22 protein-coding genes are annotated in these 21,520 nt (G+C 62.6%); 5 read left to right on the top strand and 17 right to left on the bottom strand.

Features of this window, described 5'->3' with window-relative positions; all coding sequences use genetic code 11:
• The first annotated feature begins 24 nt into the window (after positions 1-24).
• Positions 25-1,200, top strand: coding sequence for a glycogen synthase (gene glgA, locus R4P64_RS20880; RefSeq protein ID WP_033234437.1), 1,176 nt, complete (start codon positions 25-27; stop codon positions 1,198-1,200).
• Here glgA and R4P64_RS20875 read toward each other — a convergent pair.
• The 10 genes from R4P64_RS20875 to dapE form a co-directional block, all read right to left on the bottom strand.
• Positions 1,184-2,053, bottom strand: a complete 870-nt coding sequence (locus R4P64_RS20875; RefSeq protein WP_317540930.1) for a putative RNA methyltransferase — start codon at positions 2,051-2,053, stop codon at positions 1,184-1,186. The genes glgA and R4P64_RS20875 overlap by 17 nt on opposite strands.
• A 110-nt stretch (positions 2,054-2,163) precedes the next feature.
• Positions 2,164-2,331 (bottom strand): DUF3117 domain-containing protein, encoded by a 168-nt coding sequence (locus R4P64_RS20870; protein ID WP_003945169.1) that lies wholly within the window; start codon positions 2,329-2,331, stop codon positions 2,164-2,166.
• 148 nt (positions 2,332-2,479) lie between these two features.
• Positions 2,480-3,052 carry a DNA-3-methyladenine glycosylase I gene (locus tag R4P64_RS20865; RefSeq protein WP_317822500.1) on the bottom strand — a complete coding sequence of 191 codons (573 nt, stop codon included), beginning with the start codon at positions 3,050-3,052 and terminating at the stop codon, positions 2,480-2,482.
• Positions 3,045-3,437, bottom strand: a complete 393-nt coding sequence (locus R4P64_RS20860; RefSeq protein WP_317822498.1) for a DivIVA domain-containing protein — start codon at positions 3,435-3,437, stop codon at positions 3,045-3,047. Before R4P64_RS20860 ends, R4P64_RS20865 begins: the two co-directional genes overlap by 8 nt.
• A gap of 32 nt (positions 3,438-3,469) precedes the next feature.
• On the bottom strand, positions 3,470-4,411 hold the full coding sequence (locus R4P64_RS20855; RefSeq protein ID WP_033234441.1) for a glucosyl-3-phosphoglycerate synthase: 942 nt from the start codon (positions 4,409-4,411) through the stop codon (positions 3,470-3,472).
• Positions 4,408-5,307, bottom strand: coding sequence for a dihydropteroate synthase (gene folP / locus R4P64_RS20850; protein ID WP_092807391.1), 900 nt, complete (start codon positions 5,305-5,307; stop codon positions 4,408-4,410). The genes R4P64_RS20855 and folP overlap by 4 nt, the downstream gene beginning before the upstream one ends.
• A gap of 30 nt (positions 5,308-5,337) precedes the next feature.
• Positions 5,338-7,110, bottom strand: a complete 1,773-nt coding sequence (locus R4P64_RS20845; RefSeq protein ID WP_317822495.1) for a long-chain-acyl-CoA synthetase — start codon at positions 7,108-7,110, stop codon at positions 5,338-5,340.
• A gap of 85 nt (positions 7,111-7,195) precedes the next feature.
• On the bottom strand, positions 7,196-7,753 hold the full coding sequence (locus tag R4P64_RS20840) for a TIGR00730 family Rossman fold protein (RefSeq protein WP_092807229.1): 558 nt from the start codon (positions 7,751-7,753) through the stop codon (positions 7,196-7,198).
• Entirely contained in the window at positions 7,747-8,550 is an 804-nt protein-coding gene (locus R4P64_RS20835) for a TIGR00730 family Rossman fold protein (protein ID WP_033234444.1), read from the bottom strand. The genes R4P64_RS20840 and R4P64_RS20835 overlap by 7 nt, the downstream gene beginning before the upstream one ends.
• Before the next feature lie 17 nt (positions 8,551-8,567).
• Positions 8,568-9,638, bottom strand: coding sequence for a succinyl-diaminopimelate desuccinylase (dapE, locus tag R4P64_RS20830; RefSeq protein ID WP_230590146.1), 1,071 nt, complete (start codon positions 9,636-9,638; stop codon positions 8,568-8,570).
• A 49-nt stretch (positions 9,639-9,687) separates the two neighbouring features.
• On the opposite strand from dapE, the gene dapD reads away from it, so the two are divergent.
• Both dapD and R4P64_RS20820 read left to right on the top strand, forming a co-directional pair.
• Positions 9,688-10,641 (top strand): 2,3,4,5-tetrahydropyridine-2,6-dicarboxylate N-succinyltransferase, encoded by a 954-nt coding sequence (gene dapD / locus R4P64_RS20825; protein WP_033234446.1) that lies wholly within the window; start codon positions 9,688-9,690, stop codon positions 10,639-10,641.
• A complete protein-coding gene (locus tag R4P64_RS20820; RefSeq protein WP_317822493.1) occupies positions 10,641-12,032 on the top strand; it encodes an amino acid permease in 1,392 nt (463 codons plus the stop codon). The genes dapD and R4P64_RS20820 overlap by 1 nt, the downstream gene beginning before the upstream one ends.
• A 12-nt stretch (positions 12,033-12,044) precedes the next feature.
• Here the strand turns inward: R4P64_RS20820 and R4P64_RS20815 are convergent, their stop codons facing one another.
• Entirely contained in the window at positions 12,045-12,470 is a 426-nt protein-coding gene (locus R4P64_RS20815; protein WP_116102064.1) for a protein-tyrosine phosphatase family protein, read from the bottom strand.
• A 60-nt stretch (positions 12,471-12,530) separates the two neighbouring features.
• Positions 12,531-13,229, bottom strand: a complete 699-nt coding sequence (locus R4P64_RS20810) for a hypothetical protein (protein ID WP_317822491.1) — start codon at positions 13,227-13,229, stop codon at positions 12,531-12,533.
• 139 nt (positions 13,230-13,368) lie between these two features.
• On the opposite strand from R4P64_RS20810, the gene R4P64_RS20805 reads away from it, so the two are divergent.
• Entirely contained in the window at positions 13,369-14,637 is a 1,269-nt protein-coding gene (locus tag R4P64_RS20805; RefSeq protein ID WP_317822490.1) for an HNH endonuclease, read from the top strand.
• Here the strand turns inward: R4P64_RS20805 and R4P64_RS20800 are convergent.
• Positions 14,634-14,888 (bottom strand): helix-turn-helix domain-containing protein, encoded by a 255-nt coding sequence (locus tag R4P64_RS20800; protein WP_045069480.1) that lies wholly within the window; start codon positions 14,886-14,888, stop codon positions 14,634-14,636. The two genes, R4P64_RS20805 and R4P64_RS20800, sit on opposite strands and share 4 nt — an antisense overlap.
• A gap of 54 nt (positions 14,889-14,942) precedes the next feature.
• Between R4P64_RS20800 and map the strand changes: the two genes are divergently transcribed.
• A complete protein-coding gene (gene map, locus R4P64_RS20795) occupies positions 14,943-15,704 on the top strand; it encodes a type I methionyl aminopeptidase (protein ID WP_033234450.1) in 762 nt (253 codons plus the stop codon).
• Here map and R4P64_RS20790 read toward each other — a convergent pair.
• From R4P64_RS20790 to pruA, 4 genes are all read right to left on the bottom strand, one after another.
• Positions 15,701-17,296, bottom strand: a complete 1,596-nt coding sequence (locus tag R4P64_RS20790; RefSeq protein ID WP_045069479.1) for a substrate-binding domain-containing protein — start codon at positions 17,294-17,296, stop codon at positions 15,701-15,703. The two genes, map and R4P64_RS20790, sit on opposite strands and share 4 nt — an antisense overlap.
• Before the next feature lie 97 nt (positions 17,297-17,393).
• The gene (locus R4P64_RS20785) at positions 17,394-18,812 is read right to left on the bottom strand and encodes an acyl-CoA synthetase (RefSeq protein WP_317822488.1); all 1,419 of its coding nucleotides are present in this window, start codon (positions 18,810-18,812) and stop codon (positions 17,394-17,396) included.
• A 44-nt stretch (positions 18,813-18,856) separates the two neighbouring features.
• Complete coding sequence (locus tag R4P64_RS20780; RefSeq protein ID WP_317822486.1) at positions 18,857-19,798, bottom strand: proline dehydrogenase family protein; 942 nt, start codon at positions 19,796-19,798, stop codon at positions 18,857-18,859.
• Entirely contained in the window at positions 19,795-21,429 is a 1,635-nt protein-coding gene (pruA, locus tag R4P64_RS20775; RefSeq protein WP_317822485.1) for an L-glutamate gamma-semialdehyde dehydrogenase, read from the bottom strand. Before pruA ends, R4P64_RS20780 begins: the two co-directional genes overlap by 4 nt.
• Positions 21,430-21,520: the final 91 nt, after the last annotated feature.

Below are 21,520 nucleotides of genomic sequence, written 5' to 3'. Positions count from 1 at the left end.
ACCACGGGCGGTTAGGTTTAGCCGGTGCGAGTCGCGATGATGACCAAGGAATACCCACCGGAGATCTACGGCGGTGCAGGCGTGCACGTCACCGAGCTGGTCGCTCAGTTGAAACGGCTCGTCGACGTCGACGTTCACTGCATGGGAGCGCCGCGCGACGACGCGATCGTCCACTCCCCCGATCCCGCGTTGGACGGCGCCAACCCCGCGTTGACAACGCTGTCCACCGAGCTTCGGATGGCTGCGGCCGCAAGCGGTGTCGATATTGTCCATTCCCATACCTGGTACACCGGACTGGCCGGACATCTGGCGTCGGCGCTCTACGACGTCCCCCACATTCTGACCGCGCATTCGCTCGAACCCCGGCGTCCGTGGAAGGCCGAGCAGTTGGGCGGCGGCTACCGCGTCTCGTCGTGGTCCGAGCGCACGGCCGTGGAGCATGCCGACGCTGTCATCGCGGTCAGTGCCGGGATGCGCGCCGACGTCCTCGACGCGTACCCGTCGCTCGATCCGAGCCGTATCCATGTGGTTCGCAACGGGATCGACACGAGTGTGTGGCATCCCGGTCCGGCCGGAACCGGCGAAGCGTCTGCGTTGACGGCGATCGGCGTCGATGTCAGCCAACCGATCGTGGCGTTCGTCGGCCGCATCACACGTCAGAAGGGCGTCGGCCATCTGATCGCGGCGGCACACGATTTCGACCCGTCCATCCAGCTTGTCCTGTGTGCTGGTGCTCCCGATACACCGGAAATAGCGGCCGAGACGGAGCAGGCAGTAGCGGCCCTCGCCGCGCACCGCGGCAACGTGTTCTGGGTTCGCGAGATGCTGCCCACCGAACAGATCCGCGAAATACTTTCGGCCGCAACAGTCTTCGTTTGCCCGTCGGTGTACGAGCCGTTGGGGATCGTCAACCTCGAAGCCATGGCCTGCGAAACCGCTGTTGTCGCTTCGGATGTGGGCGGAATCCCCGAGGTGGTCGACGACGGCGTGACCGGGCGACTCGTCCACTACAACGCGTACGAGCCTGCTGCCTTCGAGGAATCCTTGGCCGCGACGGTCAACGAGGTTGTTGCCGACAAAACGGGTGCCGACGCGATGGGGCGGGCCGGCCGGGTCCGCGCCATCGAGCATTTCTCGTGGGCCGAGATCGCCAGACAAACCATCGACGTCTACGACGACGCGATCAGACGCCGCGGTTGACCTTGCGGTAACTGGAGATCGTCGCAGACGCGGTGATCGGTGTGAGTTCGGGCAGTTCCGCTACCGAGGCTTCGAGTTGCTGCGCCGTAAGGTGCCGCGCGGAAGGCCCCATGCCCACCAGATCGAGAACCTCGTCGTGCGTGAGGTGCATGGTGAACTCGACACCCTCGGAGTGTTCGCGCTCGAACAGTCCGGCCATGGACGATCCGAGCCGTTCCACTTTCTTGTCGTCGACGCGAACCATGCCGAGCAACTCGATCAGCTCACGCAGATGCCTGTCCGTGGGCGTGAGAACCACGAGAACGCCCTCGTCGGCCAGAACGCGGTGGGACTGCTCACCGTTGCGCGGAGCGAACACACAGAGCACGTGAGAGATAACGCCGTCACGAATGGGCAAGGGCTTCCACACGTCCGCGACGATCGACCCGATTCTGTCGTGGACCTTGGCTGCTCGCCGGGCCGCGAATTTCGAGACATCGAGGGCGATACCCCGAGAATCCGGGAGTCCGCTGATCACATGCTCGAGATATTGTCCTGTGCCGGAACCGATTTCGACAATCCGCGCCGGGTCGACACCCCCTGAGCGAGCACACGCCGCCGTAACCGCTTCCATCAGCGGATCAAAATGCCCACTACCGAGCAGCCTGGATCTGGCCGCAATCATCTCGGCGCTGTCGCCGGTGAATTTGGTGGACCCACCGCTGATCAGGGAAACGTAGCCCTGCCTGGCGATGTCGAATCGGTGGCCTCGGGCACATTCGAGGGCGCGGTCGATCAGATCGAGTTCAAGACTGCACTGCTGGTCCACATAGCACTGCGGGCACGCCAGCAGATCGATCACTTCGGCAAGCACACAACTGCCCTTCCGGCTCGACTCGTACACGCGCCCAGACCAACACACACTTCAGGCCCCGCACCGAAGATCGGTTGCGGAGCCTGGGTGCATTTCCTACCTGGACCCGACTAGCTGGTGACGTTTGTAAGTTCCACACCCAGCGCAGCAGCTTCATCCGGGGTCAGCTCGACGACAAGGCGTCCGCCACCCTCGAGTGGAACCCGCATGACGATTCCTCGTCCCTCTTTGGTTGCTTCGAGGGGACCGTCCCCGGTCCGGGGCTTCATGGCCGCCATCCTCTGCTCCCTCCAGATCTGCGCTGCACTTCACTGCGCGTCGACAAACGGTGCGCCCCGCCAACGATCAGCGAGGCTCGTAGCCTCCATTGTTCCCTATCCGCCCCGGAACCGGGAATCTGAGTCACATTTACGCGTGTCCGCACTACTACGGCACTACCGGTGGAACCCAACATTCGGCAATGTGATCGTCAACCATTCCGGTGGCCTGCATGAGCGCATATGCCGTGGTAGGGCCGATAAACTTGAAGCCCAGCCGTTTGAGTTCCTTGGCCATGGCGGTTGATTCTTCGGTGATAGCGGGAACGTCTGCAATTGAAGCGAGTCGTGCGGTGCGGCGGGGCGGTGCAAACGACCAGAGCAACGCATCAAGATCCAATTCCGGTGAATTCACGAGAACCCGCGCATTGGAAATTGTTGCCTCGATTTTGGCCCGATTGCGAATTATCGAGGAATCCGCGAGCAAGCGGTCAACGTCCGCTTGGCCGTATTCGGCGACTTTCCCGGGAACAAATCCGTCGAAGGCCGATCGGAAAGCCTCACGCTTTCGCAAAATCGTGATCCACGACAAACCTGATTGAAATGCTTCGAGCGCGAGTCGCTCGAACAGGGCGTCACGACCGTGGAGGGGTTGCCCCCATTCCTGGTCGTGGTAATCGCGGTACAGCGTGTCTCCAGGTGATTCGATCACCCAGTCGCAGCGAACAACTCCGTCAGACATCGTCCGGGCGCTCACTCACGGCCGCCGCCTCCGAGTCACTCACGGCCGCCGCCTCCGAGCCACTCACGGCCGCCGCCTCCTGGCCCTCCACTTCTGGGGCAGCATCCGACCTTGCTTCCAATTGCGCACGGAGAGAGTCGATTTCCATCCCGAGCCGATGCAGGGCCCAATCCACTTCACTGGCCTTGTACCCGCGCAGAACCTGCTGAAATCGCAATGCGTCGACGTCGGCGCTTGTCACACCTTCCGCGGGAAGCACAGCCGCTGTGGTGCCGGGAGGAAGCGGCGGCAGTTCTTCCGAGCGCCCGAATACTGCACTCGCGGCAAGGAAAATCATCCCGCCGACAAGCGCCATGACAATCAGGTACAGGAGGATCGTCAACATGACCCGATACTCCCATATACGTTCCGCTGCGGTCAGACCCCCGCGCTGCGGATAATCGAATTCATCGGCGGACGGTCGAGCAGCGACACCTCGGTGGTAGCCGGTGCAAACGAATCACCGTCGACCAGGAACTGCGTCAATCCGGCGCCGGAATCCTCGATGCCACAGCGCCGCAGCATCGTCCCGATGATCTGCCGGCTCATCACGCCCAGATCGGCAAGCGGCCGATTACGGTGTTTCCGGACACCGAGATTGACCTGACCGATCGCGCTGAGCCCCAGGGTGTCGTAGGTGTCGAGCAACAGCCCGATCTCGACTCCGTAGCCGGGTGCGAACGGCACGGCGGAGAGCAGCTCCCGGGTTCCGGCGTACTCACCGCCCAGTGGTTGCAGAACGGCCGTGAGTTCTGGTCGCAGGGCAGCCAGCATCGGCCGCGCCACCAACTCGGTGACCCGCCCACCACCGTTGGCGTCTTCTGTCCCGCTGACGCGCAACGGACGCCGATAGTACCCCTTCACCAGGTGAATACCGTCGACGGTGAGCAATGGACCCAACAGCTTCGGAACAAACGCCGGGTCCGGATTGATGAGATCGGAATCCACGAACGCAATCAGATCACCCGTGGTGGCCGCGATGGAGCGCCACAGGACTTCGCCTTTGCCGGCTGCGGGAGGGAGCGACGGCACCGCGGACTCGCGGCTGATCACCCGTGCGCCTGCGGCCCGTGCCCGCTTCGCGGTGCGGTCGGTAGACCCGGAATCAAGGACGACAAGTTCGTCCACCAACCCGCCGAGCAACGGATGAATGGTGTCGACCACCGATGCGACGGTCTCCTCCTCGTTGAGCGCCGGAAGCACCACGGAGACGGTGCGGCCTGCTTTGGCCCGCTCGAGTTCCTCGACCGTCCAACTGGGGTGATCCCAGCTGTTGGCTTCGGACCACGTGCGCGTGGACCCAGTGCCGGTAATGCTCATGCCAGCCCCCGAACTGTTCGAACAGGGGCGCGTCGGCCCTGAATTGCCGCCACCATGTCGACCACGCGGCGCGTAGATGCCACCTCGTGCACCCGGAACACTCGGGCACCGCCCGCCGCGGCCATTGCTGTCGCTGCCAATGTTCCCTCCAGCCTCTCGGAAAGCTCTACCCCCAGAGTCTCCCCGATAAAGTCCTTATTGCTCAGCGCCATCAGCACTGGCCACCCGGTGTTTACAAGAATGTCCACTTTTCGCAACAACTCGAGCCCGTGAAAGGTGTTCTTGCCGAAGTCGTGGGTCGGATCGATCAGAATCGCATCGCGTGGCACGCCTAAGGCAAGGGCTCGTTCGGCGGCGGTGACAACCTCGCTCACCACATCGGCAACCACATCGGTGTATCGGACGCGGTGCGGACGCGTCCGCGGCACCGCACCGCCGGTGTGTGAACACACGATGCCCGCACCGGTTTCAGCAGCGACCATCACCAATTCCGGATCGGCGCCGGCCCAGGTGTCGTTGATCAGATCGGCACCTTCCTTACGCGCGAGACGGGCGACGTCGCTGCGCCACGTGTCGATGCTGATCAACAAATCCGGGAACTTGTCCCGGATCGCCGCGACAAAGGGAATGACGCGCCTGATCTCCTCGTCGGTGTCGACCAGATCGCCGGGGCCGGCCTTCACTCCCCCGATATCGACTAGATCGGCGCCTTCGTCGACCGCCCGATCCACCGCAGCCATCGCGGCAGAATCCGAGAACGTCGCACCTTTGTCATAGAACGAGTCGGGTGTTCGGTTGACGATCGCCATGACCAATGCACGGTCGACCGCGACCGGTCGACCGCACAGAGTGGGCGCCGGATCTGACTGCGCGGATGAACCGGCCAATGAAGACATGCCTTTCATACTGGCATGACGGAACGCGGTCTAGCCCTTGGGTACCGAGCCTGCGGCCACCTCGTCGACGTAACCGTCGTACGAATCGCTGTAGCCGCTCTCACGGCCGGCGAGGACGTGCAGGGTGTCTGCGCCGACGTCGTATCCGTCGTTGCGCAACTCCACCTTGCGCGATTTGAACGTGCTGGTGTGTTCGAGGGAGTCGACGATGCGAACGAACAGCGGCACGGCGTAGCTGGGAAGCTTTCCGTACAAATGGGTGGCGATGTCACCGCCGTCGAAGGAATGACCGTCGCGCAGGGTCACTGCTGCCATACCGGCCCGCCCGTCGGTACCCGGGATCTCGACGCCGTAGACGACGGCCTCTTCGATCACCGGATGTGAACTGAGCGCACCCTCGACCTCGGTGGTCGCGACGTTCTCGCCCTTCCAGCGGAATGTGTCACCGAGTCGATCGACAAAGGCCACATGGCTCCACCCCTGCTTGCGCACGAGGTCGCCGGTGTCGAACCAGGTGTCACCGTCCTTGAAACCACCCCGCACCAATTTGCTGTTGGTCGCGGCTTCATCGGTGTACCCGTCGAACGGAGCTCGGTCGGTGACTTTGGAAAGCAGTAGTCCAACGGACCCCGTCGAGACTTTGCGCAACCGTCCATCCGGACCACGCAACGCCTTACCGGTTTCCTCGTCGAATTCGACGACGGCATGCGGCAACGGGCAGATTCCGGCGGTCCGATCGACGTTGAGCGCGTTCACAAAGGCGATGTTGCATTCGCTTGCACCGTAGAACTCGGCAACTCGCGCGATACCGAAACGCTCCGTGAATTCCTTCCAGATTTCCGGCCGCAGCCCGTTTCCGACCATCAGTTGAACGGAATTGTCACGGTCGGTGGGCTTCTCGGGCTGATTGAGCAGGTACCGGCACAATTCTCCGATGTAGGTGAAGGCCGTGGCTTTGTTGAGCGCGATATCGTCCCAGAATCGTGACGCCGAGAACTGCCGGCCGATGGCAAGCGTCGCACCCGAAGCCAGCACCGAAGACAACGACACCGTCAAAGCATTGTTGTGATAGAGCGGCAAGCAGCAGTACAGCGTGTCGGACGGACGTAACCGAACACCCATGAGCCCGAGACCGGACATCGACTTGAGCCAGCGGAAGTGAGTCATCAAGCTGGCCTTGGGCATTCCGGTAGTACCCGAGGTGAAAATGTAGAACGCTTTTTCCTTCGCAAGAATCTGGGCCGTCACAGCCAGATTGGTTGCGTCGGCCGTTTTTGCCAGGTCGTCGAGCTCGCTGACCAGAAGTTGCGGCGGTCCGGTAAACCCTTCCGGCAATGATTCGAGCGCTTCTTCGCTCGCATCGGCGACAACAAGCACGCGTGCGCCGAGCAGCGTAAGACTGTGTGCAAGAACATCATCACGCTGGTTGTAATTCAGCATTCCCGCTGCCGCACCGAGTTTGACGGCAGCCAAGGCGATCAGCAGCGATTCCGGAGTGTTCTTGCCGAGGATCGCCACGACGTCGCCGCGTTGGACGCCGCGCGTGCGCAACACGTCGGCATATCGGTTGACCTGCGCGTTGGCGTCGTCGTAACTTGTTGCATGGCCTTCGAACCGGATGAACGGACGAGTCGGATGCGCTGCGGCGTTCTGCTGGAGAATGAGTCCGATAGACATCGCGGCCGAAGGCTTGCGCAGCAGGCCGGACGCCCCCTTCAGGAGTATCGGCACCTCGGTGATCATCGACGGGAGTTTCGCCGCCAGATCCAGCATGCCAACTTTGTCGCGTGCTTCCGAACTCATGTCTCCCCAATCACGTATCCGGCGACTCGACGGCCACCCCCGGGGTCACCTTACTCCACGGTAAGGTGACCCGTCACGCACTTGGTCAGGAGCTCACACAAGCGTCGAGCGCGGCCTCGACATCAGTCCTGACCAGCAACGTATCCAAAGCTTTCCGGCCCACAAACCCCGTGCCGTCCAATTTGTCCAACCATTCGAGCAGTCCGGTGTAGTGCCCCACCGGATCGAGCAGGACCACAGGCTTGCTGTGCATCCCGAGGTAGCCGGCGGTCCACGTTTCGAACAACTCCTCCAACGTCCCGATACCGCCGGGCAAGGTGATGAACGCGTCCGCGTTGTCTTCCATCAACTGCTTGCGCTGACGCATCGTGTCGGTGACGATCAACTCGTCCGCGTCGACGTCCGCAACTTCCTTGTGCACCAACGCCTTCGGGATGACGCCGACGGTCCACGCGCCCGCAGCCCGAGCCGACTCCGCGACAGCACCCATCATCGAGACGTTGCCACCACCAGAAACCAACTGCCACCCACGTCGACCGATCGCGGTGCCCACCTCTGCGGCCAAAGCCAGGAACGACTCGTCCACCGGACCCGACGCACAGTAGACGCAGATCGAGTACTTCTTGTCGGAATCGGTCACCATTCTTCTTCTTTCCCCAGATCTGCGGCCTCGTCGACGCCTAGATTGGCTTCGGCGACTATCCGGACTGCTTCTTCCACACTGTCGGTGACGTGCAGCAGGTTCACATCACCTTCGGAGATCTTTCCGTCATGCTCGAGTGTGTTTCGGATCCACTCGACCAATCCGGACCAGTACTCCGTGCCGAACAGGACGATCGGGAAGCGCGTGACCTTGTGGGTCTGCACCAAAGTAAGAGCTTCGAACAATTCGTCCAGCGTTCCGAAGCCGCCAGGCAAGCAGATGAAAGCCTGCGAGTACTTTACGAACATCGTCTTGCGGGCAAAGAAGTACCGGAAGTTGATGCCGAGGTCGACCCACTCGTTGAGCCCCTGCTCGAACGGCAACTCGATGCCGAGTCCGATCGAGTAGCCACCGGCCTCGCTGCAACCGCGGTTGGCGGCTTCCATGACTCCCGGCCCACCACCGGTGATGACGGCGTACCCGGCTTCGGCCAACGCCGTTCCCAGCTCACGGCCTGCCTGGTATTCGGGATGATCGAGAGCGGTGCGTGCCGAACCGAACACGGTGACCGCACGAGGGACCTCGGCGAGCGCCCCGAAACCTTCGATGAATTCGCTCTGGATGCGCAGCACACGCCACGGATCGGTATGGACCCAGTCGGTGGGGCCGCGCTTGTCGAGCAGACGCTGGTCCGTGGTGGTTTTCTCATCCTTGCGTTTGCGTCGGAGTTGAACAGGACCGCGGTGCTTGATCGACGAACTGTGCTTCTTGGAGGCTGAATTCTTCTCTGGTGCCATGCACGCAAGGCTAACGCTCAGGCCGACAAATACTTCCTCAGCACGGCCGCGACGTCGGTGATCTGCTGCACCGGGACGTGCTCGTCACGCTTGTGCGCCAGGTTCGGATCGCCGGGGCCGTAATTCACCGCGGGAATACCGAGAGCCGAGAATCTGGACACATCGGTCCAGCCGTACTTGGCCCGGAACTGTCCGCCAGCAGCCTCGATCAACGCAGCCGCCGACGGGTTCGCCAGGCCAGGCAGAGCGCCGGGCGACGAGTCCGTGATCTCGAATCCGAGATCCAAGCCGTCGAATACTTCCCGCACGTGAGCCTCGGCCTGGGCCTCACTGCGATCAGGTGCAAATCTGAAGTTGACGTCCATCTCGGCTGCGTCCGGCACCACGTTCCCCGCGACGCCGCCGGAGATCCGCACGGCCGAGAGTCCCTCCCGGTAGACACAACCGTCGATATCCACCGAACGCGGCGAATAGGCCGACATCCGCTCCAACGCGGTACCGAACTTGTGAATCGCGTTGTCCCCCAACCAGGACCGGGCCGAATGCGCCCTGGTACCTGACGCGGTCAAGCGCACGCGCATCGTTCCCTGACACCCGGCCTCGATGAACCCGGCCGTCGGCTCGCCCAGAATCGCGACATCCGCCGCAAGCCATTGCGGGATCTCGCGTTCGATCCGTCCGAGGCCGTTGTAGGCGGCGGCGATTTCCTCGCAGTCGTAGAACACCAGCGTCAGGTCGTGGGCCAAGTTCTCGATCGTCGCCGCAAGGTGCAGGAACACGGCGTCGCCGGATTTCATGTCCACGGTTCCGCACCCGTGTAAAATGTCACCCTCGCGGCGAGACGGAACATTGTCCGCAATCGGAACTGTGTCGAGATGACCGGCAAGCATCACCCGACTCGGCAATCCGCGCGACGTCCGGGCCAGAACCGCATTGCCGTTGCGAATGATCTCGAAGCCGCTGGTCTGCTCGCGCAACGCAACCTCGACGGCGTCCGCGATAGCGGATTCGTCGTGGGAAACGCTGGGAATGTCGACCAGAGCGGCCGTCAGATCGATGGGGTCGGAGGCAAGATCGAGGATGCTCACGGCCACCAGCCTAAGCCCGCAGCCAGCGCACCCAGTAATCTCTAGTCCTGTGAGCGCACACGGAGCATCAGCAGTAGGTATCGCCAACGTGACCGCGGACGGTACCGTCCTCGACACCTGGTTCCCCGCACCGGAGCTGGGAACATTCGAGACGACCGGTACCGAGAACGTCGAGGGAACAGACATTCCTTCCGATCTCGCACTGCTGGCGGGAACCGACGAGGCACGCGAGGTTTCGCAGGTCATCGTCCGCACCACCATCGCTGACCTCTCCAAGGCTCCCGTCGACGCGTACGACGTCTACCTGCGCCTTCACCTGCTTTCCCACCGCCTCGTCGCTCCGCACGGCGTCAACCTCGACGGCCAGTTCGGGCTCCTCGCCAACGTTGTGTGGACCAACTTCGGGCCCTGCGCTGTCGAAGGCTTCGAGCAGGTCCGCTCGCGTCTGCGCATCCGCGGCGTTGTCACCGTCTTCAGCGTCGACAAGTTCCCCCGCATGGTCGACTACGTCGTCCCCTCGGGTGTCCGTATCGCCGACGCCGACCGTGTCCGCCTGGGCGCACACCTTGCCTCGGGCACCACTGTCATGCATGAAGGCTTCGTGAACTTCAACGCCGGCACACTCGGTAACTCCATGGTCGAAGGCCGCATCTCCGCAGGCGTTGTCGTCGACGACGGGTCCGATGTGGGTGGTGGCGCATCCATCATGGGCACCCTGTCCGGTGGCGGCAAGGAAACGATCTCCGTCGGCAAGCGTTGCCTCCTCGGCGCCAACGCCGGACTCGGCATCTCCCTCGGCGACGACTGCGTCCTCGAAGCCGGTCTGTACGTCACCGCAGGCACCAAGGTCACCGGCCCCGACGGAACCGTTGTCAAGGCATTGGCACTGAGCGGCAAGTCCAATCTGCTGTTCCGTCGCAACTCGGTTTCGGGTGCCGTCGAGGTCGTGCCGTGGAAGGGCACCGGCGTCGAACTGAATGCCGCACTTCACGCCAACGACTGATGAGTAATACCGACGCCCCCGAAGAAACGACCACCGCTCTCGGCCAGGGTCTCAAGGTCCGCCATCTGACGATGATGGGCCTGGGCTCCGCCATCGGAGCCGGCCTGTTCCTCGGAACGGGCGTCGGTATCGCGACGGCCGGTCCCGCGGTCCTACTGTCCTACATCATCGCGGGCGCCGTAGTCGTCTTCGTGATGCGAATGCTCGGCGAGATGGGTGCTGCGATTCCCGCCAGTGGTTCGTTCTCGCATTACGCGCGCCTCGGGATCGGCGAGTGGGCCGGTTTTGTGATGGGCTGGCTCTACTGGTTCATGCTCATCATGGTTCTGGGCGCCGAGATCACCGGGGCGTCCGCCATCGTCAACGAATGGCTGCCGTCGATACCGCAATGGATGATCGCGCTGGTCTTCGTAGTGTTCTTTGCCATCGTGAACCTGGCCAAGGTCAGTAACTTCGGCGAGTTCGAATTCTGGTTCGCGGCAATCAAAGTCACCGTCATCATCGGCTTCCTGATCATCGGCGTATTGCTGGTGTTCGGCCTGCTTCCCGATACTGACCCGGTGGGAACCTCGAACCTCTTCGGCCAGGGCGGGTTCATGCCCAACGGGTTCTCGGGCGTCGCTGCCGGCCTTCTTGTTGTTGCCTTCGCGTTCGGCGGTATCGAAATCGTCACCATCGCCGCGGCGGAATCGGAGAATCCGGAACGCTCCATCGCGCTCGCCGTCCGCAGCGTCGTCTGGCGTATCAGCGTCTTCTACATCGGCGCTATCTCGATCATGGTGTTGGTTCTGCCGTGGAACGATCCCGATCTCGAGACAAGTCCCTTTGTCTCCGTCCTCAATCTGGCCAACATCCCCGGTGTTGCCGGGTTCATGGAACTTGTTGTGGTTGTTGCCTTGCTGTCGGCTTTCAACGCCAACATCTACGGCACCTCACGCATGGCCTTCTCTCTGTCACGACGCGGCGACGGCCCCGCATTCATGGCCAAACTCTCGAACACGGGAGTTCCGACCAATGCGGTATTGCTGTCCGTGTTCTTCGGCTTCGTCTCCGTCATGCTCAACTGGCTTCTGCCAGACGACCTCCTCGGCATCCTGCTCAATGCAGTCGGCGCCGCATTGCTCGTCATCTGGATTTTCATCGTGATCTCCCACCTTCGGCTGCGGAAGCAACTCGAAGCCGAAGGCAAACTGACCATCCGCATGTGGCTGTTCCCATACCTGAGTTACGCCACACTGGCGATGCTCGGAGCGTTTGTTGTCCTCATGCTGTTCGACGAAGACGCCCGGGATCAGTTGATCTCGACGGCAGTCCTTTTTGCGGTGATCGCCGCGCTCGGATACGCAAACTCGCGGTGGCGCAGGACCAAGGCGCTCGCAGAAACCAGTTAGCTGACTCCCGAGTTACGCGAATCTGGAAACGAACCGCCGCTGCCACGGAGTTTCCACTGCTCGTCGCGAATAGTGTTCGCGCACGTAGGCAACCGCTCCCTCGGCGGCAACACCATCGAGCACCGTCAGACAAGCCAACGCTGTTCCCGTACGACCGAACCCACCGCCACACGCAATCTCCACCCGTTCGGTTTCGGATCGCAGCAAGAGCTCCTCCAGGGCACGCCGAAACTCCGGGCGATCGCTTGGCAGCCAGAAGTCGGGCCAGCGTATCCATCGGCTTTCCCATTCAAACGAAGACGGTTGACGCGCTTGTGCATACAACCCGAAATCGGGCAGTGGCCCGTCAGGTAGTGGATTGCGCAATCCCCTACCCCGAACCAGTCGTCCCGACGGCAGCGGCATCACTCCATCGGCAGCCACATCCCACAAATTCATTCGAGCTCCTTGTTGCAGTGATCGCCACACTCGGACATGCAAACTCGCGGTCGCGCAGGCCTACCGGAATGATTCCAACAGGTCGTCCGATGCCTGTCGCTCCGTTGTAGACGATGTACCGACAAATTCAGTGGAGGAGAATCGACAGAAAACGCCGCCCGCCGGCAGCGACGTCGGCATCGTGGTACCTGTTGTCGGAGGTTGGTACGTCGGCCGGCAATTCGACAGTTCGTAGATCTGATCGTCGGACAACAGTATTCGATGTTCGGTACTGCCGACCGACGTCAATTCTTTGACAGCGGCCAGGCCACCGGGTTTCGGCAGTCCACACGAGTCGGAGGGATACCCCGGCCGTACTGCGCGGCCTCGGTCGTCGACCAACCAGAATTCCTCCAGCACGGCCAAGCTGTAGTTGTCGCCGCAGCCGGGAAACCCGGTCCTGTGCGAGGACGAGCGGTTCAGCAGTTCCACCGCCCGACCGAAATCGCCCTCCCAACGGTGCTCAGAGAAGCTGACGGTTCGGTCGGCCGCCACGTCGCCGCTGACAATCGGGTCGCACGTGACAGCCGCGACGGGTACAAAATCGTCCGGAACCGTCGCCCTTGGTGTCGCCTGGAGTGGGCCGATGGGATACGGGGTTGCGCACTCCAGAGTCTCGGCGTCGACGATTACGGCAACAGGACGGTCAGGGGTGGTCAGCTGCCAGATGCCGGCGACAGCGAGTACAACGATCATGATTGCGAACCATCGGCGGAGCATGAGGACACCGTATCGGTCCCAATCTGCGGCGCACGTCAATGTCCTTGAGCCAAAGACCTTCTTTCTGGTCAAAGCTATTGCGCAGGTGGATGTTCGACGGTAACATCGAATGCACGTTCGACATTACCGGGGGGCAATGATGACGACCGCAGTTTCCGACCACACGATTACACAGTTTCGTTCAGTACTGATCGACATGGATCGTTCCGTCGACAATGCAGCACGAGTTGACTTGCTGCGTGCACTCGAGGAACTGAAAGCCAGTTGCGCAGGCGCACAGGCATTGCTAGCTGCTGATCTGGATGCTTCCACTCGCAAAGGCCGTGGTGAACGCGGCGTTCCGGTTGCACATCAAGGTCGCGGAATCAATGCCCAAGTTGCTCTCGCTCGACGCGAATCAGTCTGGTCAGGCACTCAACACCTGAGCCTTGCCCGCGCATTGAACGACGAGATGCCCTACACACTCAGGCTCCTGATCTACGGCGCCATCAACGAGCAGCGGGCCACTATACTGATGCGCGAAACCGCCTGCCTCACAGTCCAAGATCGCGCCGCACTCGATCGCGAGTTCTGCTGCGACGCAGATAACCTGGCCGGCTGCGGAGACCAACAATTGACCGCCAGAATCCGCGCACGCACCGCCGAGGTAGATGCCGAAAGCGTAGTCCGGCGCGCCCGCAAAGCCGTGGGTGACCGCCGGGTGACATCACGCCCGGCCCCCGACACTATGTGCTACCTCAGTGTTCTGCTCCCTGTCACGGAAGGGGTTGCCGTTCACGCCACATTGATGCGAGATGCAGATTCCATCCTCGCGCGTGGCGATGATCGCACTCGCGCTCAGATCATGGCCGATCTCGTCGTCGAGCGAGTCACCGGAATCGGGCGCGCAACGCCCACACCCGTCACAGTGAATCTTGTGATTTCCGACCAAGCACTCTTCGGCGATGCCACAGACCCCGCACACGTCAACGGTTACGGACCTATCCCCGCCGGCATTGCCCGGGAATGGATTGCGCAGTCCGGCAAAGACATCCGGAGACTCTATGCCTGCCCCTCCACGGGAGAGCTGACAGCTATGGAATCCAAGTCCCGAATCTTCCCGAAGGGACTGGCGCAGTTGATCGACCTCCGCGATCGAAGCTGCCGCACGCCGTGGTGCGACGCACCGGTTCGTCATCGCGACCACATTCGCGACCACCAGAGAGGCGGCGCCACCAGCGCAGTCAACGGTGCAGGACTGTGCGCGGCATGCAATTACGCCAAACAGGGATTGGACTGGTACGCGGAAACCGACGATCACGCACCCGGCACCAGGCACTCCTTCACGACCACAACGCCTACCGGCCACCGGTATTCGTCGGTCGCCCCGCCACTTCCGATACCGTGGGTCAGCCCCGAAGCCGCCTAAACAGTCACGCGGGCGAGGCAGATCCGGGCAAGCTCATCGAGTGGCACCGAGAGCACATCGGCGAGTGCGGCAATCGTGACAAACGCCGGCGTCGGCATGCGCCCGGTCTCGATCTTGCGCAGTGTTTCCGGCGAAATCGCGGCGGCCTCCGCCACATCGACAAGCGTGCGACCACCGCGGGCCTGACGCAGATAGGCGCCCAACTGCTGACCGACAGCAAGCTGGGCCGGAGTTAACGGAAGTCGCACCATGCGACCAGAGTACCGTATGGTGGTATTTTAATACCGGCCCGAAAGGAAATTCCTGTGGTGGAACTGAAAACAACCAACGAGATCGAAGCAATGCGCGTCACCGGCGCGTTCATCGCCGAACTACTCGCCGATCTCGCTGCTCGCGCCAAGCCCGGAGTCAATCTCCTCGACCTCGAGCACCGCGCCCGCCACCTGATCGAAGAACGCGGCGCCGTGTCCTGCTACTGGGACTACTCACCGTCCTTCGGACGTGGACCCTTCCGCAACGTCATCTGCCTTTCCGTCAACGACGCAGTGCTGCACGGACTTCCGCACGACTACGTGCTACAGGACGGCGATCTGCTGACCATGGACATCGCGGTCTCCATCGACGGGTGGGTTGCAGACTCGGCGCGCAGTCTCATCGTCGGCGTTCCCCGCGCCGAGGACCAACGCCTCATCGAAGCCACCGAACGTGCCCTCACCGCTGCTATTGCAGTCGCCCGGCCAGGCAATCGCCTCGGCGACATCTCCGCTGCGATCGGCGCTGTCGCAGCCGATTACGGCTACCCCGTCAATACCGAATTCGGTGGCCACGGACTCGGCCGCACCATGCACGAAGATCCGCACATCCCCAACATCGGACGCGCAGGTCGCGGCATGAAACTGCGACGCGGACTGACCCTCGCGATCGAACCCTGGTTCGCTCTCACAACCGACAAGATCATCTTCGACGACGACGGATGGACCATCCGCTCGGCCGACGGATCACGCACAGCGCACAGCGAACACACCATTGCCGTCACCGACGGTGATGCGCTCGTCCTGACGCGCTAAGCGCCGCGGTGAGCCAATGCGTTGACAAATACGCCGGAAATTTCCGACGGATCACGGGCGATGTAGGTGGACCCGCCGGTCACCCGTGAAATGTCTGCCAGCGCAGCCGCATCGGCGTCGTCGGTGATTCCGATGGTCACGATGATCACCGGTCGCGCTGGGTCCTGCTCCCGTTCGAGCACGTCGAGCAATTGCTCGCGCGTGATGCTGTCGGGATCCTCGTTAGCACCGTCGGTCAGGATGATCACACTGTTGACCGCGCGCGGGTCGTACGATTCCTGAACTTTCCGAAACGCCGCGAGCGTGGTGTCGTAGAGGCCCGTTGCGCCGCGCTTGAGTTTCGTCAAGGTCTTGGTCTGCTCCGCCATGAGGCTTCGCTGCGTCAGCCCACCAACCATGGTGTCGTAGCGGCGAATCGGAACCAGTTCCTGGTAGTCCTGGGTTCCGTTCATGCCCTGGGAGAAGGCCCAGAGTCCGGCTGCGACACTGTCCGGGAACACCTGGTTGCCGGTGAGCGCGGCAGCTGTCGTGAGGTCCATGCGGGTCTTCCCACCGGCGGCCGGGAAGTCCATCGACGACGACACGTCGATCGCGACGAGAGTACGGATCGGTTTAGCCAACAATGCCCAGGATCCGAGCGTCTTGTCGAGTGCGGCTTGGTCCGGCACCGGCAAGGCCTGGACAGCTCCGACGCCCCCATCTACCTGTCCCTGGCCGGACGGGTCGCGAAAACCGTTGCGAGCCAGTATTTCCTGTGACTCCGGGCTCTCGAAAAGCGTCGCGAGGACTTTTGCTTTCTGCGCCGCGGCGTAATGACGATCGGGCGCCGAGGCACTTACCACCAACGGATAGTCCATCAGCACAGTTCCGGTGGACGGTACCGTCGCGCTGATGGCGGTGTTTGCGAACTGGGTGACCTGCTGTTCGGTCGACACCCCTACCTTGCCGGTAGTGACAAGTTCGGTCAGCATCTTCGCGCCGACAGGCTGGTCCTCGGCGCGCACACTTTCGGCCTGGGCGTGCGGCACCAAAGCTGTGCGAACAGCATCCGCGCCGCTCCCGCTCTCGGCCAGTGCAGCCTGGATCGGGGCGGACGCGATTCCGGTGGACAGCGGATTACCGAGGGCAAGATCGGGCACTTGGAGCACCGACAGCCAGTCGGCAAACTCCTCACCCCCGGATGCCAGCACCACTGGAGACGTCGCGATGGAACCGCCGGCGGCGGCAACCGGACCGGCCGCGGTGAGAGCTGCTTTGCTGATCCACGACGTGGAGTCCGGAATCCACAGATCCGGTGCATCGGCGCCCTTACCCAATCGTCCGACCACGTCGCCTGGCAGTGCTGCTTCGACAACGACGTGCATGCAGTCCGTCTGCTCCGGGGTGGTTCCGGCCAACACCTCGGATATCGACGGCGCTATGGACGGGTCTGCTGCCAGGGTGAAGTCTTCGACGCTGTCGCAGGTATCGGGTTGCACGGACTTGAAGACGACAATTCCGGTGGCAACGAGCGCCAGCGCAACCATCCCGCCGACTGCGTAAAAACCGAATGATCGCCCGCTGTCAGCGCTCGAATGCCGTCCGCCCGCCATGAAACCTGTCCCTCCGATGCCAGTTGCGCACGCAACTGGAGCAAGTCTTACCGGCGGGTAGTGTAGCGAAAAACACAGAAAAACCAACCAAACAAGATTATTCGGGCAGTAACAAGCGCTTTTGCACCTTGCCCATCGCGTTCCGCGGCAGGGTGTCGACAAACCGAATTTCGCGTGGACGCTTGTGCGCGGACAACTGCGCACCCACCAGATCCACGAGGTCCGGTTCTGTGACCTCGGGTGTTGAGGGCCGCCGAACAACCCATGCCACAATCCGCTGGCCGAGGTCAGGATCGGGAACGCCGACCACCGCGACCTCGGCGACACCGGGATGCCCCAGGATGGCCGTCTCGATCTCGCCGGCACCCACTCGGAAGCCACCCGTCTTGATCAGATCGATGGATTCACGGCCGACGATGCGGTGGAATCCCTCCTCGTCGACGACCGCGACGTCACCGGTCTTGAAGAAACCGTCCTCGGTCCACGATTCGGCAGTGGCATCAGGGCGATTGAGGTAGCCGTCGAACAGCATGGGTCCACGAACCTGAAGTCCACCGATGCTCTCGCCGTCGTGAGGCACGTCGTTACCGGCCTCGTCGCGCAACCGGGTCTCGACCCCGCGCACCGGTAAACCCACCCAGCCTGGCCGACGCTCGCCGTCCGCACGGGTGCTGAGGGTCAGCATGGTCTCGCTCATTCCGTACCGCTCGATAGGCGCATGGCCGGTGAGGGCGCGCAGCTTATCGAATACCGGCACGGGCAGCGGTGCGCTACCGGAGACGAGCAGCCGGGCCGAAGCCAACGCCCGCGCCGACGCTTCGTCGTCGGCAATTCGCGACCACACCGTCGGCACCCCGAAGTAGAGGGAGCCGCCGGCATCCGCGTACGCCTGCGGTGTCGGTTTCACAGTGTGGACCAACCGGCTGCCCATTCGTAGTGGTCCGAGCACGCCCAGGATCAGTCCGTGGACGTGAAAGAGAGGCAATCCGTGGACAACGGTGTCTCGGTGTGTCCACTGCCAGGCCTCCGCCAAGGCATCGAGACCTGCGGCAATTGCCTGCCGACTCAGCAGCACACCCTTCGGCGGTCCGGTCGTTCCCGAGGTGTAGAGGACAAATGCAGTGGATTGCGGCGCCGGTTCCGGGTAGCTGTGCCACGAACGGGCGTGCAGACGAACCGGAACCACCGGCAGGCCGACGCACAATTCGTCGGTCTCCCCCAGCCACGCCTGGGCGCCCGAGTCCTTCAGTATGTGTTCACGTTCGGCCGTTCCCGAATCCGGTGGCACAGGCACAACAGTGACGCCTGCGATGAGCGCTCCGACTACCGCCAGGATGGTCTTTGCCGTGGGAGTCGCCAGCACCGCAACACGCTCGGCCTGCGCAACCCGCTCTGCCACCGACGTGGCAGCGCCGAGAATATGGCTGCGCGAGAGAACCGTATCCCCGATGGTGATCGCGTCGTCGACGTCGTCGCCGCGGGCGATGGCAAGGGGATTCAGTGATCGAAGCAGCATTTTGACAGCATCTCACAACGCAGAAATCCCACTGCGTCGCAGCATCACTGTCTGGCCACGACCGAGCGCAGGAAGAACGCAAGATTCGCCGGCCGTTCCGCGAGCCTGCGCATGAAATACGGGTACCACGCGGAGCCGTACGGAACATATGTCCGGACATGCTGCCCCTCGGCAACCAGCCGTGCTTGCTCGGGTTCCCGGATACCGAACAACATCTGGTACTCGAATCGCTCGACACCACGAAACATCCGGGCCGCCGCCGCGATCACCACCGGATCATGCGACGCCACCATCGGGTATCCCGTTCCCCGGCACAGGATATCGAGACACCGCAGGTACGACGCCGTCACATCCTCGCGCCGGATATAGGCCACCGCCTCGGGCTCGTTGTACGCACCCTTGCACAGCCGGATCCGCGCATCATCGAAAGCGAGGCAATCCGATTCGGTGCGCCGCAGGTAGGCCTGCAGGACAGTGCCCAGCCACGGGAAATCGGCGCGCAACGATCGCACGGTCGCGAGCGTCGCATCGGTGGTGGTGTGGTCCTCCGCGTCCACGGTCACCCACACCCCGGCGGACTGCGCTGCCGCGCAAATAGTTCGAGCGTTTTCGGCGGCTACATCGGTATTCAACTCTGCGCCCAACGACGACAGTTTCACCGACACCTCGACCCGCGGTACCGGAGCAAGCGTGCCGGAAAACTTCCCCAATTCCTCGATCAGCAAAAGGTATTCGTGCACGGTTGCCCGCGCCGACCCTGCGTCCGTGACGTTCTCTCCCAGGAAGTCGACGGAGACGTACCGACCGTCGTCGAGTAATCGGCTCACCACCGCTATCGCGTCACTGCGCTCGCGGCCGGCGACAAACCGGTTCACCACTTGACGGCTGAGCGGCGCCCGGGTAATCGCATGCTCACATCGAGGAGAACGAGCGGCCGCCAGGATGACCGGGCGTAGCGAATTGGTAAGCACAGCAGACGGTTTCACGTCTCGTTCCCCTGGTGCGGATATCGGTAGTCCGTCGGAGCGACAAAGGTTTCCTTGACCGTACGGGCCGACACCCAGCGCAACAGGTTGATGGGCGAACCCGCCTTGTCGTTGGTGCCGGATCCGCGGGCGCCACCAAAGGGTTGTTGCCCCACTACCGCTCCGCTCGGCTTGTCGTTGACGTAGAAATTGCCGGCCGTGAATCGCAGTGCGGCGGTTGCCTGAGCTACTGCCGCTCGATCGGCGGCAAAAATCGATCCCGTCAACGCGTATGGCGTCGCAGCATCCACCTCTTCCAGGATCTGGGCAAAGGAATCGTCGTCGTAGACGTGAATCGAGAGGATCGGACCGAAATACTCGTCGGTCATGGCCTGGTCACGTGGATCGTCCACCAGCAGGACCGTCGGCCGTACGAAGTATCCGACGCTGTCGTCGGACTTGCCTCCGACCGCGATCGTGATACCGGCGGTGGCCCCCGCCCGTTCGATTGCCGCCGCACTCTTGTCGAGCGCCCGACGGTCGATGACGGCGCCGCCGAAGTTCTCGAGATCGTTGACGTCGCCGTAGCTGATTGCGTCGACCTGCCCGAGAAAGCCGTCCCGCATCGATGTCCACAGACTTCGGGGGATGTAGGCGCGTGAGGCCGCCGAACACTTCTGACCTTGGTATTCGTAGGCACCTCGGATCAGCGCAGTCGTGAGGATCTCCGGGTCCGCCGAGGAATGCGCAACAACAAAGTCCTTGCCGCCGGTCTCGCCGACCAGACGCGGATAACCTGCATATTTGTCGATGTTCGCACCTACCTGCGCCCACAGTGACTTGAATGTTCGGGTCGAACCTGTGAAGTGAATTCCCGCGAGACGTCGATCCCGCAGTGCCACTGCGGAAATGTCCGGGCCGTCGCCGGTCACCAGATTGATCACGCCAGGAGGCAGACCCGCTTCTTCGAGCAGTTGCAGCGTCAGATACGCCGCCACGCTCTGAGTTGGTGACGGCTTCCAGAGAACGGTGTTGCCCATCAGCGCCGGGGCGGTCGGAAGATTGCCGGCAATCGCGGTGAAATTGAACGGCGTGACTGCGTAGACAAACCCCTCGAGCGGCCGGTAGTCCATCCGATTCCAGACGCCCGGCGACGACTGCGGCTGTTCCTCCAGGATCTGACGCGCGAAGTGCACGTTGAATCGCCAGAAGTCCACCAACTCGCAAGGAGCGTCAATCTCGGCCTGCTGCACCGACTTCGACTGACCCAACATCGTTGCCGCCGCGATCCGCTCGCGCCATGGCCCGGACAGAAGGTCGGCAGCTCTCAAAAGCACGGCAGCTCGGTCGTCGAACGACAGTTCGCGCCAACCCGGCGCTGCTGCGGACGCGGCCTCGATCGCCCGGGCAGCGTCTTCGCCGGTGCCGTTCTGAAACGTGCCGAGGACGTGGGCGTGCCGGTGCGGTTCGACAACATCAACCGACGCACCCGAGCCGCGCACCTCCACTCCACCGATCACATGCGGAATCTCGAGGTGCTCGTCTGACACAGTCCGCAAAGCCGATCGGAGTCTTTTCCGCTCGGGGCTGCCGGGCGCATAGGAATGAACCGGCTCGTTGGCCGGAATCGGAACTGCAGTCACGCCGTCCATGTCGCCCTCCGTAACCGAAAAACGCCTACCTTCAGTATCTCCCCTGGAATGCCCTCGATAGTGTGCGAATACACCCGCAGCGCTCGAATCG

It is taken from the genome of Rhodococcus sp. IEGM 1366 (assembly GCF_033142425.1).
GTDB classification, from domain to species: Bacteria; Actinomycetota; Actinomycetes; order Mycobacteriales; family Mycobacteriaceae; genus Rhodococcus_F; species Rhodococcus_F globerula.
The sequence above is the reverse complement of the archived record's forward strand: the minus strand, read 5'-3'. Positions and strand labels throughout refer to the sequence as shown.

What these genes read in the sequence shown, in the direction of transcription:
- R4P64_RS20835 (WP_033234444.1), bottom strand. Translation starts at nt 8,550, where the DNA reads ATGGCACCAGAGAAGAATTCAGCCTCCAAGAAGCACAGTTCGTCGATC.
- pruA (WP_317822485.1), bottom strand. Translation starts at nt 21,429, where the DNA reads ATGGACGGCGTGACTGCAGTTCCGATTCCGGCCAACGAGCCGGTTCAT.
- R4P64_RS20870 (WP_003945169.1), bottom strand. Translation starts at nt 2,331, where the DNA reads ATGGCGGCCATGAAGCCCCGGACCGGGGACGGTCCCCTCGAAGCAACC.
- R4P64_RS20860 (WP_317822498.1), bottom strand. Translation starts at nt 3,437, where the DNA reads ATGTTGACGATCCTCCTGTACCTGATTGTCATGGCGCTTGTCGGCGGG.
- R4P64_RS20840 (WP_092807229.1), bottom strand. Translation starts at nt 7,753, where the DNA reads ATGGTGACCGATTCCGACAAGAAGTACTCGATCTGCGTCTACTGTGCG.
- R4P64_RS20785 (WP_317822488.1), bottom strand. Translation starts at nt 18,812, where the DNA reads ATGCTGCTTCGATCACTGAATCCCCTTGCCATCGCCCGCGGCGACGAC.
- R4P64_RS20865 (WP_317822500.1), bottom strand. Translation starts at nt 3,052, where the DNA reads ATGTCTGACGGAGTTGTTCGCTGCGACTGGGTGATCGAATCACCTGGA.
- R4P64_RS20800 (WP_045069480.1), bottom strand. Translation starts at nt 14,888, where the DNA reads ATGGTGCGACTTCCGTTAACTCCGGCCCAGCTTGCTGTCGGTCAGCAG.
- R4P64_RS20790 (WP_045069479.1), bottom strand. Translation starts at nt 17,296, where the DNA reads ATGGCGGGCGGACGGCATTCGAGCGCTGACAGCGGGCGATCATTCGGT.
- R4P64_RS20855 (WP_033234441.1), bottom strand. Translation starts at nt 4,411, where the DNA reads ATGAGCATTACCGGCACTGGGTCCACGCGCACGTGGTCCGAAGCCAAC.
- folP (WP_092807391.1), bottom strand. Translation starts at nt 5,307, where the DNA reads ATGTCTTCATTGGCCGGTTCATCCGCGCAGTCAGATCCGGCGCCCACT.
- R4P64_RS20810 (WP_317822491.1), bottom strand. Translation starts at nt 13,229, where the DNA reads ATGCTCCGCCGATGGTTCGCAATCATGATCGTTGTACTCGCTGTCGCC.
- R4P64_RS20805 (WP_317822490.1), top strand. Translation starts at nt 13,369, where the DNA reads ATGACGACCGCAGTTTCCGACCACACGATTACACAGTTTCGTTCAGTA.
- R4P64_RS20820 (WP_317822493.1), top strand. Translation starts at nt 10,641, where the DNA reads ATGAGTAATACCGACGCCCCCGAAGAAACGACCACCGCTCTCGGCCAG.
- R4P64_RS20845 (WP_317822495.1), bottom strand. Translation starts at nt 7,110, where the DNA reads ATGAGTTCGGAAGCACGCGACAAAGTTGGCATGCTGGATCTGGCGGCG.
- R4P64_RS20815 (WP_116102064.1), bottom strand. Translation starts at nt 12,470, where the DNA reads ATGAATTTGTGGGATGTGGCTGCCGATGGAGTGATGCCGCTGCCGTCG.